The sequence below is a fragment of the Stenotrophomonas sp. a6 genome (assembly GCF_030913325.1).
Taxonomy (GTDB): domain Bacteria; phylum Pseudomonadota; class Gammaproteobacteria; order Xanthomonadales; family Xanthomonadaceae; genus Stenotrophomonas; species Stenotrophomonas maltophilia.
Genome location: NZ_CP133161.1, coordinates 854,816 through 873,915, shown reverse-complemented (window position 1 = coordinate 873,915; position 19,100 = coordinate 854,816). Strand labels below are relative to the sequence as shown.

Sequence of the window (19,100 nt, the reverse complement as noted above, 5' to 3'; positions counted from 1 at the left end):
GCCTGTTGACGCCGCCTGAATGGCATTGACCCTTCCTGGTCCGGGGAACACAAGGCACATCCTGTGCCTGCTTTCCCATTTGATACGCCCCGATGCCCTACCCAGGCAACATCGGGGCGCAGATACTACCAGATTACTCGATGATCTTCGAGACCACGCCGGCGCCGACGGTACGGCCGCCTTCGCGGATGGCGAAGCGCAGGCCTTCGTCCATTGCCACCGGGTTGATCAGGGTGACGACCATCTTGACGTTGTCACCCGGCATCACCATTTCGACGCCTTCCGGCAGAGCAGCTGCGCCGGTGATGTCGGTGGTGCGGAAGTAGAACTGCGGACGGTAGCCGTTGAAGAACGGGGTGTGGCGGCCGCCCTCGTCCTTCGACAGAACGTAGACTTCGCCTTCGAACTTGGTGTGCGGCTTGATCGAACCCGGCTTGGCCAGGACCTGGCCACGCTCGACGTCGTCACGCTTGGTGCCGCGCAGCAGCAGGCCAGCGTTGTCGCCTGCCTGACCCTGGTCCAGCAGCTTGCGGAACATTTCAACGCCGGTCACGGTGGTCTTCTGCACCGGACGGATGCCGACGATTTCGATTTCGTCGCCAACCTTGATCACGCCGCGCTCGATACGACCGGTCACCACGGTGCCGCGGCCCGAGATCGAGAACACGTCTTCCACCGGCATCAGGAACGGCTTGTCGATCGCGCGCTCCGGCTCCGGAATCCAGCTGTCCAGGGCGTCGACCAGCTTCAGGATGGCCGGCACGCCGATGTCGCTCTGGTCGCCTTCCAGCGCCAGACGGGCCGAACCAGCGATGATCGGGGTGTCGTCGCCCGGGAAGTCGTACTTGCTCAGCAGCTCGCGCACTTCCATCTCGACCAGCTCGAGCAGCTCGGCGTCGTCCACCATGTCGGCCTTGTTCAGGAACACGACGATGTACGGCACGCCGACCTGACGCGACAGCAGGATGTGCTCGCGGGTCTGCGGCATCGGGCCGTCAGCGGCCGAGCACACCAGGATCGCGCCGTCCATCTGGGCGGCACCGGTGATCATGTTCTTGACGTAGTCAGCATGGCCCGGGCAATCGACGTGGGCGTAGTGACGGACCGGGGATTCGTATTCGACGTGCGCGGTCGAGATCGTGATGCCACGCGCCTTTTCTTCCGGAGCGGCGTCGATCGAGGAGTAATCCTTGAACTCGCCACCGAAGCGCTCGGCACCGATCTTGGTCAGTGCGGCGGTCAGCGTGGTCTTGCCGTGATCGACGTGACCGATGGTGCCGACGTTGACGTGCGGCTTGGTGCGCTCGAACTTACCCTTTGCCATTGTTCTATACCTTGATTGTTCGTAAGTGGTTTCAAGAGAGGCTGAGCGAGGCTCAGCCCTTCTTCATGACGGCTTCGGCGATGTTGGTCGGAGCCGGCTCGTAGTGATCGAATTCCATGGTGAAGGTGGCGCGGCCCTGGGTCTGCGAACGCAGCGCAGTGGCGTAGCCGAACATTTCACCCAGCGGGATCATCGCGTTGATGATGCTGGCCGAACCGTCACCAGTGGTGTCGGAACCCTGCAGCACGCCGCGACGACGGCTGACGTCGCCCATCACGTCACCCTGGTAATCCTCCGGGGTCACGATCTCGACCTTCATGATCGGCTCCAGCAGCACCGGCTTGGCCTTGGCGAAGCCCTGCTTGAAGGCCATCGACGAAGCCAGCTTGAACGCCATTTCCGAGGAGTCGACGTCGTGGTACGAACCGAACACCAGCTTCACCTTGACGTCCACGACCGGGAAGCCAGCCAGCGGACCGCTGGTGATGGTTTCGCGCAGGCCCTTTTCAACCGACGGAATGAATTCCTTCGGGATCACGCCGCCGGTGATGTCGTTGATGAACAGGAAGTCGTCCTTGATGGCCGGAGCCAGCTTCGGATCGGCACGGTCGGCAGCGGTGATCGGCGACAGTTCGATCACGACGTGACCGTACTGACCCTTACCACCGGACTGCTTGGCGTGCTTGTAGTCCGACTTGACGTCGGCCAGGGTGATGGTTTCGCGGTAGGCCACCTGCGGCGCGCCGACGTTGGCTTCAACGTTGAACTCGCGCTTCAGGCGGTCGACGATGATGTCCAGGTGCAGCTCGCCCATGCCCGAGATGATGGTCTGGCCGGATTCTTCGTCGGTCTTGACGCGGAACGACGGATCTTCCTGCGCCAGACGGCCCAGGGCCAGACCCATCTTTTCCTGGTCCGACTTGGTCTTCGGCTCGACGGCCATCGAGATCACCGGCTCCGGGAACGTCATGCGCTCCAGGATGATCGGGGCGTCCACGGCGCACAGGGTGTCACCGGTGGTGGTGTCCTTCAGGCCCACGGCAGCGGCGATGTCACCAGCCAGAACTTCCTTGATTTCCTCGCGGTTGTTCGAGTGCATCTGCAGGATTCGGCCGATGCGCTCCTTCTTGCCCTTCACCGAGTTCAGCACGGTGTCGCCACCGTTCAGGGTGCCCGAGTAGACACGGAAGAAGGTCAGCGCGCCGACGAACGGGTCGGTGATGATCTTGAAGGCCAGCGACGAGAACGGGGCCTTGTCGTCGGACTTGCGGGTCATTTCGACGGTGTCGTCGTCAACGTCCACGCCCTTCACGTCCGGCACGTCGACCGGCGACGGCAGCAGCTGGATCACGCCGTCCAGCATGGCCTGCACGCCCTTGTTCTTGAAGGCCGAGCCGCAGTACATCGGCACGATCTCGGTCGCCAGGGTACGGGTACGCAGGGCGTTGATGATTTCGGCCTCGGCCAGCTCTTCGCCGCCCAGGTACTTTTCCATCAGCTCTTCGCTGGCTTCGGCAGCGGTCTCGACCATGAACTGGCGAGCCTCTTCAGCCGGGCCCTGCAGTTCGGCCGGGATTTCACCGTATTCGAACTTCATGCCCTGCGAAGCCTCATCCCAATGGATGGCCTTCATCTTCAGCAGATCGACAACGCCCTTGAAGTTGTCTTCAGCGCCGATCGGCAGCTGCATCGGCACGGCAACCGCGCCCAGCTTGGCCTTCAGCTGGCCGACGACCTTCTGGAAGTTGGCACCGGTGCGGTCCATCTTGTTGACGAACGCGATGCGCGGCACGTGGTACTTGTTGGCCTGGCGCCACACGGTTTCCGACTGCGGCTGCACGCCACCGACGGCGCACAGGACGAAGACGGCACCGTCGAGCACGCGCAGCGAGCGCTCCACTTCGATGGTGAAGTCGACGTGCCCGGGGGTATCGATGATGTTGAAGCGGTGCTCCGGCAGGGACTTGTCCATGCCCTTCCAGAACGCGGTGGTGGCAGCGGACTGGATCGTGATGCCACGCTCCTGCTCCTGCTCCATCCAGTCCATGGTGGCGGCGCCGTCATGCACTTCACCGATCTTGTGGCTCTTGCCGGTGTAGAACAGGATGCGCTCGGACGTGGTGGTCTTGCCGGCATCGATGTGAGCCATGATGCCGAAGTTACGGTAACGCTCGATGGGAGTGGAACGGGCCACGGGAGCCTCTCAGATTTCTTGGATTTCGGATGGCCGAACGCCGCCTTTCGGCGGCCTTCGGATTGGCGCAGCCCTTCTGGGACCGCGAGGCAGCACGCACCGAAGTGGTGCTGCCCTGCCTGTTTTACAAGGCCGTCAAACTCACCAGCGGTAGTGGGCGAATGCCTTGTTGGCTTCGGCCATGCGGTGGGTTTCTTCGCGCTTCTTGATGGCGCCGCCACGGTTTTCCGAGGCGTCGATCAGTTCAGCAGCCAGCTTCTTCGGCATGGTGTTCTCGCCACGCTTGCGCGCGGAGTCGATCAGCCAGCGCATGGCCAGGGCCATCTTGCGCGACGAACGCACTTCGACCGGCACCTGGTAGGTGGCACCACCGACGCGGCGCGACTTGACTTCGACCGCCGGAGCGACGTTGTCCAGAGCCTTCTGCACCAGTTCAATGGCGTTGGCGCTGCTGTTCTTCTCGGTGATCACGTCCATGGCGCCGTACACGATCTTTTCGGCGACGGACTTCTTGCCGCTCTGCATGACCATGTTGATGAAGCGGGCGATGGTTTCGCTTCCGTGCTTCGGATCGGGCAGGACGGAACGCTGCGGAGTATTACCCTTACGCGACATAGTGCTCTCTCCTTATGCCTTCGGACGCTTGGCGCCGTACTTGGAACGGGCCTGGCGACGCTTGGCAACGCCGGCGGCGTCGAGCGAGCCACGAACGGTGTGGTAACGCACACCCGGCAGGTCCTTGACGCGACCGCCGCGGATCAGGACCACGGAGTGCTCCTGCAGGTTGTGGCCTTCACCACCGATGTAGGAAATCACTTCTTCCTGGTTGGTCAGGCGGACCTTGGCAACCTTGCGCAGAGCCGAGTTCGGCTTCTTCGGGGTGGTGGTGTAGACACGGGTGCAGACGCCACGGCGCTGCGGGCACTTGTCGAGCGCCGGCGAGGCACTCTTGTAGGTGGTCGCTTGCCGCGGCTTGCGGACCAGCTGGTTGATCGTCGCCATCAGTAGGTTCTTCTGATTGGTGGCCGGAAAATCCGGCCAGAGATGCGGAAATGTTAAAGCAGGCCAAAATTCTGGCCTGCTGAGACAGACGATTGTAGCAACCTGCCAGGAAAGCAGTCAAACGCCTCCTGTCAAGCCCGTTCCTGATCCCGGAACGTTACTGGGGGGCCTCCATGTACCCCGTTCAGGTTGGCGGGGTGAACCGCAAGCGGTCCACCCTGCCCTGCACCGGTAGAGTCGACTGTCAGTCGACTCTCGATAGCAGTCGACTGACAGTCGACTCTACCCGCCCGGGTGGTCCGGCCCTGAGGCCGGACCCGTGTTTCAGTCTTCCGAGGCCTGTTCAGCTTCGGCTTCAACCACCGGTGCCTCGACCGCGGCCGGGGTGCCGGCAAGGGTCTGCATTTCCGACTCGGTGAGGCCGGAAGCGCCGCGACGGCGGTTGCTGTGGTACGCCAGGCCGGTACCGGCCGGAATCAGGCGACCCACGATGACGTTTTCCTTCAGGCCACGCAGGTTGTCCGAGGTGCCGCGGACGGCCGCTTCGGTCAGCACGCGGGTGGTTTCCTGGAACGACGCGGCCGAGATGAACGATTCGGTCGCCAGCGAGGCCTTGGTGATACCCAGCAGGACCGGATCGAAGTGCGCCGGCAGCTCATTGCGGGCTGCAAGGCGGGCATTCTCCTCGATAACGCGCTGGCGCTCCACCTGTTCGCCGTTCAGGAACTTGCTGCTGCCCTGGTCGGTGATCTCGACCTTGCGCAGCATCTGGCGGGTGATCACCTCGATGTGCTTGTCGTTGATCTTCACGCCCTGCAGGCGGTACACGTCCTGGATTTCCTTCACCAGGTAGGCGGCCAGCGGTTCGACACCCAGCAGGCGCAGGATGTCCTGCGGGCTCGGCTCGCCGTCCACGATGGTTTCACCCTTGGTGACATGCTCGCCTTCGAACACGATGACCTGGCGGTACTTCGGGATCAGCTCTTCGTGCTCCGAACCATCGGTGTCCTTGATGATCAGGCGCTGCTTGCCCTTGGTGTCCTTGCCGAAGCTGATGATGCCCGAACGCTCGGCCAGCACCGCCGGATCCTTCGGCTTGCGCGCTTCGAACAGATCGGCCACGCGCGGCAGACCACCGGTGATGTCGCGGGTCTTCGACGCTTCCTGCGGGATCTTGGCGACCACGTCACCCACGCCGACGGCAGCGCCGTCCTGCAGGTTGACGATCGAGCGCGGCGGCAGCAGGTACTGCGCCGGCAGGTCGGTGCCCGGAATCGACAGGTCGTTGCCCTTGGCGTCGACGATGCGCACGATCGGGCGCAGGTCCTTGGCCTGGGTACCACGACGCTTCGGATCGGTGATTTCGCGCGACGCCAGGCCGGTCAGCTCGTCGGTCTTCTCGATGACGGTGATGCCGTCGACGAAGTCGATGAAGCGGATGAAGCCGGCCACTTCCGACACGATCGGGTGGTTATGCGGATCCCAGTTGGCCACGGTCTGGCCAGCCTTGATCGCATCACCGTCCTTGGACGTGATGGTCGCACCGTACGGCAGCTTGTAACGCTCACGCTCACGGCCGTGGGCATCGAGCACCGAGATTTCGCCCGAGCGCGACACTGCCACCAGCGAGCCGTTGGCATGCTCGACCGACTTGAGGTTGCTGAACTTGACCGAGCCGGTGGTCTTGACGGTGATGTTGTCGACCGCAGCAGCTCGCGACGCCGCACCACCGATGTGGAACGTACGCATGGTCAGCTGGGTACCCGGCTCACCGATGGACTGGGCGGCGATGACGCCGACCGCTTCACCGATGTTGACCAGGTGGCCACGGGCCAGGTCGCGGCCGTAGCAGCGCGAGCAGACGCCGAAGGCCGATTCGCAGGAGATGGTCGAGCGGACCTTGATGGTCTGCACGCCGGCATCTTCCAGCTTGGCAACCCAGGCTTCGTCCAGCAGGGTGTTGCGGGTGACGATCGGATCTTCGTCGTTGCCCGGCAGGAACACGTCCTCGGCAACCACGCGACCCAGCACGCGGTCCTTCAGCGGCTCGACCACGTCGCCGCCTTCCACGATCGGGGTCATGATCAGGCCTTCGGTGGTACCGCAATCCACCTCGGTGATCACCACGTCCTGTGCCACGTCGACCAGACGACGGGTCAGGTAACCCGAGTTCGCGGTCTTCAGCGCGGTATCGGCCAGACCCTTACGGGCACCGTGGGTGGAGTTGAAGTACTCCTGCACGTTCAGGCCTTCGCGGAAGTTCGCCTTGATGGGCGTCTCGATGATCGAGCCGTCCGGGCGGGCCATCAGGCCACGCATGCCGGCCAGCTGACGGATCTGCGCCTGCGAACCACGCGCACCGGAGTCGGCCATGATGTACAGCGAGTTCATCGACTTCTGGTCGATGGTCTCACCCTTGGCATTGACCACCTTCTCGGTACCGATGGTGTCCATCATCGCCTTGGCGATGCGCTCGTTGGTGCGCGACCAGATGTCGACCACCTTGTTGTAGCGCTCGCCGGCGGTGACCAGGCCCGACTGGTACTGCTCCTGGATTTCCAGCACTTCGGCTTCGGCCTCGGTGAGGATGCCCTTCTTCTCGTCCGGGATCAGCATGTCGTCGATGCCGATCGAGACGCCGGCGCGGGTCGCGTACGCGAAGCCGGTGTACATCAGCTTGTCGGCGAACACGACCGTGTCCTTCAGGCCCAGCTGGCGGTAGCTGGAGTTGATCAGGCGGCTGATGTTCTTCTTGGTCAGCTCGGTGTTGGCCAGCGCGAACGGCAGGCCTTCCGGCAGGATTTCAGCCAGCAGGGCGCGACCGATCGTGGTGTCCACGATCGAGGTCTTGTTCTGCTTGTTGCCGTCTTCGTCGGTCACCACCTCGGTGATGCGGACCTTGACGCGCGCGTGCAGTTCCACCATGCGGTTGTCGTAGGCACGCTTCACTTCGGCGATGTTGGCGAAGGCCATGCCCTCGCCCTTCTTGTTTTCCAGCGAGCGGGTCATGTAGTACAGACCCAGCACGACGTCCTGCGACGGCACGATGATCGGCTCGCCGTTGGCCGGCGACAGGATGTTGTTGGTCGACATCATCAGCGCACGCGCTTCCAGCTGGGCTTCCAGCGAGAGCGGCACGTGGACGGCCATCTGGTCACCGTCGAAGTCGGCGTTGAACGCGGTGCAGACCAGCGGGTGCAGCTGGATGGCCTTGCCTTCGATCAGCACCGGCTCGAACGCCTGGATGCCCAGACGGTGCAGGGTCGGCGCACGGTTCAGCATCACCGGGTGCTCGCGGATGACCTCTTCCAGGATGTCCCAGACTTCGGCTTCTTCGCGCTCGACCAGCTTCTTGGCGGCCTTGATGGTGGTGGCCAGGCCACGACGCTGCAGCTTGGCGAAGACGAACGGCTTGAACAGCTCGAGCGCCATCTTCTTCGGCAGGCCGCACTGGTGCAGGCGCAGGTACGGGCCCACCACGATGACCGAACGGCCCGAGTAGTCGACGCGCTTGCCGAGCAGGTTCTGGCGGAAGCGACCCTGCTTGCCCTTGATCATGTCGGCCAGCGACTTCAGCGGGCGCTTGTTGGTGCCGGTGATGGCACGGCCACGACGGCCGTTGTCCAGCAGCGCATCGACCGACTCCTGCAGCATGCGCTTTTCATTGCGCACGATGATGTCCGGCGCGCTCAGTTCGAGCAGGCGGCGCAGGCGGTTGTTGCGGTTGATGACGCGGCGGTACAGGTCGTTCAGGTCGGAGGTCGCGAAGCGGCCGCCATCCAGCGGGACCAGCGGACGCAGGTCCGGCGGCAGCACCGGCAGCACGGTCATGACCATCCATTCCGGACGGTTGCCCGATTCCAGGAAGGCTTCGATCAGCTTGATGCGCTTGGTGAGGCGCTTGAGCTTGGTTTCCGAACCGGTAGCGGCGATTTCCTCGCGCAGGCGGGTCATTTCCGACTGCAGGTCGATCGTGCGCAGCAGTTCGTACACGGCCTCGGCGCCCATGGCGGCGTCGAAGTCGTCACCGTGCTCCTGGCGGGCCTGCAGGTACTGTTCCTCGGTCAGCAGCTGGCGGCGCTCCAGGGCGGTCAGGCCCGGCTCGGTCACCACGTAGGCTTCGAAGTACAGCACGCGCTCGATGTCGCGCAGGGTCATGTCCAGCATCAGGCCGATGCGCGACGGCAGCGACTTCAGGAACCAGATGTGCGCGACCGGCGAGGCCAGGTCGATGTGGCCCATGCGCTCGCGGCGCACCTTGGCCAGGGTCACTTCGGTACCGCACTTTTCGCAGACCACGCCGCGGTGCTTCATGCGCTTGTACTTGCCGCACAGGCACTCGTAGTCCTTCACCGGGCCGAAGATGGCGGCGCAGAACAGGCCGTCGCGTTCCGGCTTGAAGGTACGGTAGTTGATGGTTTCCGGCTTCTTCACTTCGCCGAAGGACCACGAACGGATCAGGTCCGGCGAAGCCAGCGCGATCTTGATCGCGTCGAAGTCCAGCGTCTGGCGCTGCTGGTTGAAGAGGTTGAGCAGGTCTTTCATGGTGTTCTCCAGAAGGAGGAATGCTGTGTCGATGGGCTTTCAGTTCACTGCCAGCGGCGCGGCGGCGTTGACCGCCGCGCCGGCATGGATCAGTTGTCTTCCAGTTCCATGTTGATGGCCAGCGAGCGGATTTCCTTCACGAGCACGTTGAAGGATTCCGGCATGCCCGCGACCATCTCGTGCTCACCGTCGACGATGTTCTTGTACATCTGGTTGCGGCCCTGCACGTCATCGGACTTCACCGTCAGCATTTCCTGCAGGGTGTAGGCCGCGCCGTAGGCTTCCAGCGCCCAGACTTCCATTTCACCGAAGCGCTGGCCGCCGAACTGCGCCTTGCCGCCCAGCGGCTGCTGGGTGACGAGCGAGTACGGACCGGTCGAACGGGCGTGCATCTTGTCGTCGACCAGGTGGTTCAGCTTCAGGTAGTGCATGTAACCGACGGTGGTGTGGCGATCGAACGCTTCACCGGTGCGGCCGTCGTACAGCTGGGTCTGGCCACTGCTCGGCAGGTCGGCCAGTTCCAGCATGCGCTTGATTTCCGCTTCGGTGGCGCCGTCGAACACCGGGGTGGCCATCGGCACGCCGTCGGTGAGGTTACGGGCCAGACGCAGCAGTTCCTCGTCGCTGAACTGCGACAGGTCGACACGGTTGGCCACGTTGGTGTCGTCGTGGTTGTAGATGTCGTCCAGGAACTTGCGCAGGTCGGCAACCGCCGCCTGGGCTTCCATCATCGCCTGGATCTTGCGGCCCAGGCCCTTGGCCGCCCAGCCCAGGTGCACTTCCAGGATCTGGCCGATGTTCATACGCGACGGCACGCCCAGCGGGTTCAGCACGATGTCCACGGTTTCGCCCGAGGCCATGTACGGCATGTCCTCGACCGGCACCACGTTGGAGACCACACCCTTGTTGCCGTGGCGGCCTGCCATCTTGTCGCCCGGCTGGATGCGGCGCTTCACGGCCAGGAACACCTTGACCATCTTCAGCACGCCCGGGGCGAGGTCGTCACCGGCGGTGATCTTGCCGCGCTTGTCGGCGAAGCGACGCTCGAATTCCTTCTCGTGCGCCTGGATCTGCTTCTGCGCGCGCTCGATGGCTTCCGAAGCGTCCTCGTCCTTCATGCGCAGGGCGAACCAGTCAGCCTTCTTCAGGCCGTCCAGGAAGGCGTCGGTGATCACGTCACCCTTCTTCAGGCCAGCGCCACCGTTGACCACCTTGCCCACGATCTGCGAACGCAGACGCATGTAGATGGCGGCTTCCAGGATGCGGAACTGGTCGTCGAAGTCCTTCTTGACGCGCTTGATTTCAGACTCTTCGATCTGGCGGGCGCGCTTGTCCTTCTCGATGCCGTCGCGGGTGAAGACCTGCACGTCGATGACGGTGCCGTCCATGCCCGGCGGAACGCGCAGCGAGCTGTCCTTAACGTCCGAAGCCTTCTCGCCGAAGATCGCGCGCAGCAGCTTCTCTTCCGGGGTCAGCTGGCTTTCGCCCTTCGGGGTGACCTTGCCGACCATGATGTCGCCGGCGCGAACTTCCGCACCGATGTACACCACGCCGCTCTCGTCCAGGCGGTTCAGCGCCTGCTCGGAGACGTTCGGGATGTCGGCGGAGATTTCCTCCGGCCCCAGCTTGGTGTCACGCGCGACGCAGGTCAGCTCTTCGATGTGGATCGTGGTGTAACGATCCTCTTCCACCACGCGCTCGGAGAGCAGGATGGAGTCTTCGAAGTTGTAGCCGTTCCACGGCATGAACGCGATCAGCATGTTCTGGCCCAGGGCCAGTTCGCCGATGTCGGTGGACGGACCGTCGGCCAGCACGTCGCCGCGGGCGATGACGTCACCCACCTGGACCAGCGGACGCTGGTTGATGCAGGTGTTCTGGTTCGAACGGGTGTACTTGACCAGGTTGTAGATGTCCACGCCTGCATCGGTAGCGCCAACGATCTCTTCCTCGTTGACCTTGACCACGATGCGGGCCGCGTCGATCTGCACGATCTCGCCACCACGGCGGGCGTTCACGGTCACACCGGAGTCACGCGCCACGGCGCGCTCGATGCCGGTACCGACCAGCGGCTTCTGCGCACGCAGGGTCGGCACCGCCTGACGCTGCATGTTGGCGCCCATCAGTGCGCGGTTCGCGTCATCGTGCTCCAGGAACGGAACCAGCGCGGCCGCGATCGACACGGTCTGCATCGGCGAGACGTCCATGAAGTGGACTTCCGCCGGCGGCTTCAGCAGCGATTCGCCCTGGAAGCGGCACGGAACGAACTGCTCGGTCAGGGTGCCCTTGGCGTCGGTCAGCGCGTTGGCCTGCGCAATGACGTACTCGTTTTCTTCGATCGCCGACAGGAACTCGACTTCGTCATAGACCTTGCCGTCCACGACCTTGCGGTACGGAGTCTCGAGGAAACCGTACTGGTTGGTGCGGGCGTACACGGCCAGCGAATTGATCAGGCCGATGTTCGGGCCTTCCGGGGTTTCGATGGTGCAGACGCGGCCGTAATGGGTCGGGTGCACGTCGCGCACTTCGAAGCCGGCGCGCTCACGGGTCAGGCCGCCCGGGCCCAGGGCCGAGACGCGACGCTTGTGGGTCACTTCCGACAGCGGGTTGTTCTGGTCCATGAACTGCGACAGCTGCGAGGAGCCGAAGAACTCCTTGATGGCAGCGGCAACCGGCTTGGCGTTGATCAGCTCCTGCGGGGTCAGGCCTTCGGACTCGGCCATCGACAGGCGCTCCTTGACCGCGCGCTCGACGCGGACCAGGCCGACGCGGAACACGTTTTCGGCCATTTCGCCGACCGAACGCACGCGACGGTTGCCCAGGTGGTCGATATCGTCGACCACGCCGCGACCGTTGCGGATCTCGGTCAGGACCTTGATCACGTCCAGGATGTCGGAGCTGTCGCCGTGGGCGGCGACCAGGCGCTTGGACTCTTCGTCGTTGCGCTCACCGAAGTACTTGCTGTCGTACAGCACGGCTTCGCCGGTGGTTTCCTTGCGGCCCACGCGACGGTTGAACTTCATGCGGCCGACCGCGGACAGGTCGTAGCGCTCGAAGGTGAAGAACAGGTTGTGGAACAGGTTCTGCGCAGCGTCCTTGGTCGGCGGCTCGCCCGGACGCATCATGCGGTAGATCTCGACCAGGGCTTCCAGCTGGGTCTTGGTCGGGTCGATGCGCAGGGTGTTGGACAGGTACGGGCCACGATCCAGATCGTTCACCCACAGGGTGCCCACGGCATCCACACCGGCCTTGCGGAAGGCCTGCAGCTGCTCGTCGGTGATCTCGTCATTGGCCTGGGCCAGCAGTTCGCCGGTCGAGGCGTCAACCACGTCGTGCGACAGGATGCGGCCGACGATGTAGTCGTCCGGCACGGCCAGGGCGGCGATGCCCGAGGCTTCCAGCTGCTTGATGTGGCGCGCGGTGATGCGCTTGCCGGCTTCCACGATGACCTTGTCGCCGTCGGCGAGGTCGAAGCCCAGGGTTTCGCCACGCAGGCGCTCCGGCACCAGCTCCAGCTGGACGCCTTCATCCGGGTTGATGTGGAAGGTGTTGATCTCGAAGAACTCGGCCAGCATCTCTTCGTTGCTGTAGCCGAGCGCGCGCAGCAGGATCGACACCGGCAGCTTGCGGCGACGGTCGATACGGGTGAACAGCGCGTCCTTCGGGTCGAACTCGAAGTCCAGCCAGGAGCCGCGGTAAGGAATGATGCGGGCGCTGTACAGCAGCTTGCCCGAGCTGTGGGTCTTGCCACGGTCGTGGTCGAAGAACACGCCCGGCGAGCGGTGCAGCTGCGAGACGATGACGCGCTCGGTGCCGTTGACGATGAAGGTGCCGTTCTCGGTCATCAGCGGGATTTCGCCCAGATAGACCTCCTGCTCCTTCACGTACTTGATGGCCTTGGTCGACGACTCACGGTCGTAGATCACCAGGCGCACGGTCACGCGCAGCGGGGCGCCGTAGCTCATGCCACGCTGGCGGCACTCGCGCTCGTCGAAGACCGGTTCGCCCAGCTTGTAGCCGACGTATTCCAGGGCAGCGTTGCCGCTGTAGCTGGCGATCGGGAAGACCGACTTCAGCGCAGCGTGCAGGCCGTGGTCCGTGCGCTTGGCCGGATCAACGTTTTCCTGCAGGAATTCACGATAGGAATCCACCTGGATGGCGAGCAGGAACGGCACTTCGAGAATCGAGCGCTGCTTGCCGAAATCCTTGCGGATACGCTTTTTTTCGGTGAACGAATAGGACGTCATGAGGTCTTCCACCTTGTTGTGCGGATCGTGCGCCCACGATCCGAAGGGAACTTGAAATTGTCAGTTGGAAGTCGCTGGTATTGCCGGCACCAGCACGCCTTCTCCCGCTACTTCCAACTGCCAACTCGTCTGCTACCACGCCCCTGCTGCCGCGCGCTGCGCTGGCCGGCGGGGGTTTGACTGCAGCCCGTGTTGGGCTTTTTGCTGCATTTGAAACGGTAGAGTCGACTGTTGGTCGACTTCCTTCACAGCAGTCGACCAACAGTCGACTCTACCGACACCGCAACAACGACCAAAGGCCGGGGGCTTACGCCCCCAGCCTTGGCTGCATCGCCGTGAATCGGTGACGATGCAAGGTAACTGCTTACTTGACTTCGACAGTCGCGCCAGCAGCTTCCAGGTCCTTCTTCATCTTCTCGGCGTCTTCCTTCGAAGCGCCTTCCTTCAGGACGCCACCGGCTTCGGCCAGGTCCTTCGCTTCCTTCAGGCCCAGGCCGGTGATGGCGCGGACGGCCTTGATGACTTCGACCTTCTTGTCGCCGGCCGACTTCAGGGTGACGGTGAACTCGGTCTGCTCTTCAACAGCAGCGGCCGGGCCAGCGGCAGCAGCCACGGCAACCGGAGCAGCGGCGGAGACGCCGAACTTCTCTTCGATGGCCTTGACCAGCTCCATCACTTCCATCAGGGACTTCTCGGCGATGGCGTCGACGATCTGTTCGTTGGTAAGGGACATGATTAATACCTTTGGATGATTTTCTGGGTTGAGGTTCCGTCAGGAACCACGGTAAGTCGAAACTCAGGCGGTCTCGGCGGCCGGTTCGGCAGCGTCGGCGGCGACGTCGCCACCACCCTGCTTCTCGCCAACGGCCTTGATGGCGCGGGCAAACATCGTGACCGGCTCGGTCAGGACGCGGGCCAGCATGGCCAGGGCCTGGTCGCGGGTCGGCAGCGAGGCCAGCACGTCGACGTGGCTTGCCGGGAACACTTCGCCACCGATGGCGACGACCTTAGCCTTCAGCTTGTCGTTGCCCTTGGCGGCTTCCTTGATCAGGCGACCGGCAGCGCCGGGCTCCTCGAGCGAGAACGCGTACAGCAGCGGACCAACCATCTGGTCCTGGGCGACTGCGAACTCGGTGCCTTCAACGGCGCGCGAAGCCAGGGTGTTCTTGACAACCTTCAAGAAAACACCGGTTTCACGAGCCTGCTTGCGCATCGCGGTCATCTGGGCGACCGTGGTGCCAGCGTATTCGGCTGCGATCAAGGAGTGGGCCTTGGCGGCGACGTCTGCCAGCTCGGCGACTACTTCTTGCTTCTGGGACAGATTGAGAGCCATTGCACTCCTCCTATTGAACTCCGCTTACGGCTCCTGCCGTGTGCGGTCCTGTGCGGCATCCGTCCTGGACGCCGGGAACATCGGGATGATGTTCCGGGGGTGGGCCGTTCCAGACCTGGAGGCAATCAGGGAAATCCCAGACGTGCGTGAACCAGAAAAACTCCAGAAGGGCACCATCTACGCAGGGTGATTCCGGGGAATCGATTAAGCGCTCATGACTGCTCCGGCGGCGACTCCTTGCCAGATCGAGCTTCCGTGCCCGTCGCCGGTATTGCCACGACCGCGCCTGCGGTCTTTGACGGCTACCGCGGGCGATGCACTGCCAACGATGCCTTCAAATGTCACGATCACGGCACCGAAGGTACCGTGACCGCTTGAAACAATTACTTCAGGGTCAGCGACGACTGGTCGACGGTGACGCCCGGGCCCATCGTCGAGCTGACCGAAACCTTCTGCAGGTAGGTGCCCTTCGAGGTGGCCGGCTTGGCCTTGATCAGGTCCAGCAGCAGCGCGGTCAGGTTCGACTTCAGCGCGTCTTCGGCGAAGTCGGCCTTGCCGATGGTGCAGTGGATGATGCCGGCCTTGTCGGTGCGGTAACGGACCTGACCCGACTTGGCGTTCTTCACGGCTTCACCCGGGTTCGGGGAAACGGTGCCGACCTTCGGGTTCGGCATCAGGCCGCGCGGGCCCAGCACGGTACCCAGCTTACCGACGACGCGCATGGCGTCCGGGGTCGCGATGACGACGTCGTAGTTCAGATCGCCGGCCTGCATCTTCTCGGCCAGGTCATCCATACCGACGGCTTCGGCGCCAGCGGCCAGGGCTTCATCAGCCTTGGCACCGGCCGGAGCGAACACGGCGACGCGGACCGACTTGCCGGTACCGGCCGGCAGCACGGTGGAGCCACGGACCTGCTGGTCGGACTTCTTCGCATCGACGCCCAGGCGCACAGCGACGTCGATCGACTCGACGAACTTGGCCTTGGTGGCGCTCTTCAGGATGTTGATCGCGTCCTCGAAGGCGTATGCCTTGCCCGGAACGACGGCGGCCTTGATGGCCTTCTCACGCTTGGTCTGTGCCATCTTATTAACCCTCCACCACGAGGCCCATGGAACGGGCAGAGCCAGCGATGGTACGCACGGCGGCGTCCAGATCGGCGGCAGTCAGATCCGGTTCCTTCGCCTTGGCGATCTCTTCCAGCTGCTTACGGGTGACCTTGCCGACCTTCTCGGTGTTCGGGCGCTTGGAGCCCGACGAGATGCCAGCGGCCTTCTTCAGCAGGGTGGTGGCCGGGGTGCTCTTGGTGATGAAGGTGAACGTACGGTCCGAGTAGGCCGTGATGATCACCGGAACCGGCAGACCCGGCTCGAGCTTCTGCGTGGCAGCGTTGAACGCCTTGCAGAATTCCATGATGTTCAGACCGCGCTGACCCAGCGCAGGACCGACCGGCGGCGAGGGGTTGGCCTGACCGGCCTTCACCTGCAGCTTGATGTAACCGACAACTTTCTTTGCCATGTGAGTACTCTCCGGGTGCTAGCGCCTTTCGACAACAGGCTCCCCATCGGACCGGGAATCACGCGTCCCGGCATCGCGTTTTGAAATCATGCTGAAGGCCACCTTGCGGCGGCCTCGTCCTGCTGGCTTCCCAGCGGGGAGCCGCGCACTATATCAGGTTTTTTCTTCACATGCCTGAAGCAGCATATAAACGGACGAAACCGGGCAAGGCCCGGTTCCTGGTTCCATAGAGTCGAGCTTGCTCGACCGATCAGCAAAGTCGAGCAAGCTCGACTCTACAGCTGGATCAGACGGCCTTTTCGACCTGGCCGAACTCGAGTTCGACCGGAGTGGCACGACCGAAGATCAGCACCGAGACGCGCAGACGGCTCTTCTCGTAGTTGACCTCTTCGACGACGCCATTGAAATCGTTGAACGGGCCGTCGGTGACGCGGACCATCTGGCCCGGCTCGAACAGCACCTTCGGACGCGGCTTCTCGACACCTTCCTGAACGCGGTTCAGGATGGCTTCGGCCTCGGAATCGGCAATCGGCAGCGGACGGTCGGCGGTGCCGCCGATGAAGCCCATCACGCGCGGGGTTTCCTTGACCAGGTGCCAGCTTTCGTTGTCGATGCGCGGAATACCGGCTTCTTCGTGGGTCTCGATCTGGACCAGCACGTAACCCGGGAAAAACTTGCGCTCGGAGCGGCGCTTCTGGCCAGCGCGCATCTCGACCACTTCTTCGGTCGGGACCAGGACATCGCCGAAGCGCTCTTCCATGCCGTCACGGACGATGCGATCGCGCAGAGCCTGCGCCACCGACTTCTCGAAGCCCGAATAGGCGTGAACGACGTACCAACGCTTCATGCAATTCTCCTTAGCGGCTCAGGAACAACTGAACCAGCCACTGAATGACGTAATCGAACCCACCCAGCAACAGACTGAGAATGGTCACCACCACCATCACGACCCAGGTCATGCGGATGGCTTCCTGGCGCGTCGGCCAGACCACCTTGCGCAGTTCGAAGCGCGACTCGGAGAGGAATTCGCGGGTGTCGCGCCCCTTGCCGGTCAGCATGAACACGCCGATACCGCCAACCAGACCGACCACGACCGCCAACGCACGCAGCTGACCCGCCCACGCACCCAGCTGGGTGGCGCGACCGGAGTCGGCGGAGAACCAGAACCAGACGAACAGACCGGCCAGCACCAGCAGCGATGCGGCGACGTACTTGACGATATCCCCGCCGTTGGCGGAGTTGTCCTTGGAGTGTTCGATCTTGCTATTCATCCGGCTGTGTCTGCTTTAGCGGCCCAGGCCGCTGGATAAGGTGGGCAGATGGCACGCCAGGAGGGACTCGAACCCCCAACCTGCGGTTTTGGAGACCGCTGCTCTGCCAATTGAGCTACTGGCGTACGTGTTGAAACTTGCCTTCCCTTAGACGGCGAAGGCGGACCGAGGTTCCCGGCCCGCCATTCGCGTAACCGGCGGCGCTATGCAACCACCGGTACTGCAGGCTTACTCGATGATCTTCGAGACCACGCCGGCGCCGACGGTACGGCCGCCTTCGCGGATGGCGAAGCGCAGGCCTTCGTCCATTGCCACCGGGTTGATCAGGGTGACGACCATCTTGACGTTGTCACCCGGCATCACCATTTCGACGCCTTCCGGCAGAGCAGCTGCGCCGGTGATGTCGGTGGTGCGGAAGTAGAACTGCGGACGGTAGCCGTTGAAGAACGGGGTGTGACGGCCGCCCTCGTCCTTCGACAGGACGTAGACTTCGCCTTCGAACTTGGTGTGCGGCTTGATCGAACCCGGCTTGGCCAGGACCTGGCCACGCTCGACGTCGTCACGCTTGGTGCCGCGCAGCAGCAGGCCAGCGTTGTCGCCTGCCTGACCCTGGTCCAGCAGCTTGCGGAACATTTCAACGCCGGTCACGGTGGTCTTCTGCACCGGACGGATGCCGACGATTTCGATTTCGTCGCCAACCTTGATCACGCCGCGCTCGATACGACCGGTCACCACGGTGCCGCGGCCCGAGATCGAGAACACGTCTTCCACCGGCATCAGGAACGGCTTGTCGATCGCGCGCTCCGGCTCCGGAATCCAGCTGTCCAGGGCGTCGACCAGCTTCAGGATGGCCGGCACGCCGATGTCGCTCTGGTCGCCTTCCAGCGCCAGACGGGCCGAACCAGCGATGATCGGGGTGTCGTCGCCCGGGAAGTCGTACTTGCTCAGCAGCTCGCGCACTTCCATCTCGACCAGCTCGAGCAGCTCGGCGTCGTCCACCATGTCGGCCTTGTTCAGGAACACGACGATGTACGGCACGCCGACCTGACGCGACAGCAGGATGTGCTCGCGGGTCTGCGGCATCGGGCCGTCAGCGGCCGAGCACACCAGGATCGCGCCGTCCATCTGGGCGGCACCGGTGATCATGTTCTTGACGTAGTCAGCATGGCCCGGGCAATCGACGTGGGCGTAGTGACGGACCGGGGATTCGTATTCGACGTGCGCGGTCGAGATCGTGATGCCACGCGCCTTTTCTTCCGGAGCGGCGTCGATCGAGGAGTAGTCCTTGAACTCGCCACCGAAGCGCTCGGCACCGATCTTGGTCAGTGCGGCGGTCAGCGTGGTCTTGCCGTGGTCGACGTGACCGATGGTGCCGACGTTGACGTGCGGCTTGGTGCGCTCGAACTTACCCTTGGCCATGGCTGCTTATCTCGAATTCGTCTGAGAGGTGATGCTTAAGATGGTGCTCACGAAAGGAATCGAACCTTCGACCTCTTCCTTACCAAGGAAGTGCTCTACCGACTGAGCTACGTGAGCCGAGTTTTGCATTATGACATGAACTCGATAATATTCAAAGTTCATTCAATGGAGCGGGAGACGGGAATCGAACCCGCACCATCAGCTTGGAAGGCTGAGGTTCTACCATTGAACTACTCCCGCGCCGGGAATGTCA

General features: G+C 63.3%; 13 protein-coding genes and 3 tRNA genes. All 16 read right to left on the bottom strand.

Features of this window, described 5'->3' with window-relative positions; translation table 11 throughout:
- Positions 1-133: 133 nt before the first annotated feature.
- The 16 genes from tuf (Q9Q79_RS03930) to Q9Q79_RS03855 all read right to left on the bottom strand — a co-directional run bounded on the left by tuf (Q9Q79_RS03930) (position 134) and on the right by Q9Q79_RS03855 (position 19,087).
- Positions 134-1,324, bottom strand: coding sequence for an elongation factor Tu (gene tuf, locus Q9Q79_RS03930; protein WP_004154360.1), 1,191 nt, complete (start codon positions 1,322-1,324; stop codon positions 134-136).
- A 52-nt stretch (positions 1,325-1,376) separates the two neighbouring features.
- Positions 1,377-3,518, bottom strand: a complete 2,142-nt coding sequence (fusA, locus tag Q9Q79_RS03925) for an elongation factor G (RefSeq protein ID WP_005408207.1) — start codon at positions 3,516-3,518, stop codon at positions 1,377-1,379.
- A gap of 141 nt (positions 3,519-3,659) precedes the next feature.
- Positions 3,660-4,133: a 30S ribosomal protein S7 gene (rpsG, locus tag Q9Q79_RS03920; protein WP_004145321.1), complete on the bottom strand. Its 474-nt coding sequence runs from the start codon at positions 4,131-4,133 to the stop codon at positions 3,660-3,662.
- A gap of 12 nt (positions 4,134-4,145) precedes the next feature.
- The gene (gene rpsL, locus Q9Q79_RS03915; protein WP_004145320.1) at positions 4,146-4,520 is read right to left on the bottom strand and encodes a 30S ribosomal protein S12; all 375 of its coding nucleotides are present in this window, start codon (positions 4,518-4,520) and stop codon (positions 4,146-4,148) included.
- A 324-nt stretch (positions 4,521-4,844) separates the two neighbouring features.
- The gene (gene rpoC, locus Q9Q79_RS03910; protein WP_099497494.1) at positions 4,845-9,065 is read right to left on the bottom strand and encodes a DNA-directed RNA polymerase subunit beta'; all 4,221 of its coding nucleotides are present in this window, start codon (positions 9,063-9,065) and stop codon (positions 4,845-4,847) included.
- An 89-nt stretch (positions 9,066-9,154) separates the two neighbouring features.
- Positions 9,155-13,309, bottom strand: a complete 4,155-nt coding sequence (gene rpoB, locus Q9Q79_RS03905; RefSeq protein ID WP_005408205.1) for a DNA-directed RNA polymerase subunit beta — start codon at positions 13,307-13,309, stop codon at positions 9,155-9,157.
- A 364-nt stretch (positions 13,310-13,673) separates the two neighbouring features.
- Positions 13,674-14,042: a 50S ribosomal protein L7/L12 gene (gene rplL, locus Q9Q79_RS03900; protein ID WP_005408204.1), complete on the bottom strand. Its 369-nt coding sequence runs from the start codon at positions 14,040-14,042 to the stop codon at positions 13,674-13,676.
- 63 nt (positions 14,043-14,105) lie between these two features.
- The gene (gene rplJ / locus Q9Q79_RS03895) at positions 14,106-14,642 is read right to left on the bottom strand and encodes a 50S ribosomal protein L10 (protein ID WP_005408203.1); all 537 of its coding nucleotides are present in this window, start codon (positions 14,640-14,642) and stop codon (positions 14,106-14,108) included.
- 383 nt (positions 14,643-15,025) lie between these two features.
- On the bottom strand, positions 15,026-15,724 hold the full coding sequence (rplA, locus tag Q9Q79_RS03890) for a 50S ribosomal protein L1 (protein WP_004154350.1): 699 nt from the start codon (positions 15,722-15,724) through the stop codon (positions 15,026-15,028).
- Between the two features lie 4 nt (positions 15,725-15,728).
- On the bottom strand, positions 15,729-16,157 hold the full coding sequence (gene rplK, locus Q9Q79_RS03885; protein WP_004145248.1) for a 50S ribosomal protein L11: 429 nt from the start codon (positions 16,155-16,157) through the stop codon (positions 15,729-15,731).
- Between the two features lie 286 nt (positions 16,158-16,443).
- On the bottom strand, positions 16,444-17,004 hold the full coding sequence (gene nusG / locus Q9Q79_RS03880; RefSeq protein WP_004154362.1) for a transcription termination/antitermination protein NusG: 561 nt from the start codon (positions 17,002-17,004) through the stop codon (positions 16,444-16,446).
- 10 nt (positions 17,005-17,014) lie between these two features.
- The gene (secE, locus tag Q9Q79_RS03875; protein ID WP_005408202.1) at positions 17,015-17,428 is read right to left on the bottom strand and encodes a preprotein translocase subunit SecE; all 414 of its coding nucleotides are present in this window, start codon (positions 17,426-17,428) and stop codon (positions 17,015-17,017) included.
- A gap of 49 nt (positions 17,429-17,477) precedes the next feature.
- Positions 17,478-17,553, bottom strand: a tRNA-Trp gene (locus Q9Q79_RS03870).
- Between the two features lie 103 nt (positions 17,554-17,656).
- Positions 17,657-18,847: an elongation factor Tu gene (gene tuf, locus Q9Q79_RS03865; RefSeq protein ID WP_004154360.1), complete on the bottom strand. Its 1,191-nt coding sequence runs from the start codon at positions 18,845-18,847 to the stop codon at positions 17,657-17,659.
- 41 nt (positions 18,848-18,888) lie between these two features.
- Positions 18,889-18,964 (bottom strand) — tRNA-Thr (locus Q9Q79_RS03860).
- A gap of 49 nt (positions 18,965-19,013) precedes the next feature.
- Positions 19,014-19,087, bottom strand: a tRNA-Gly gene (locus Q9Q79_RS03855).
- Positions 19,088-19,100 lie beyond the last annotated feature (13 nt).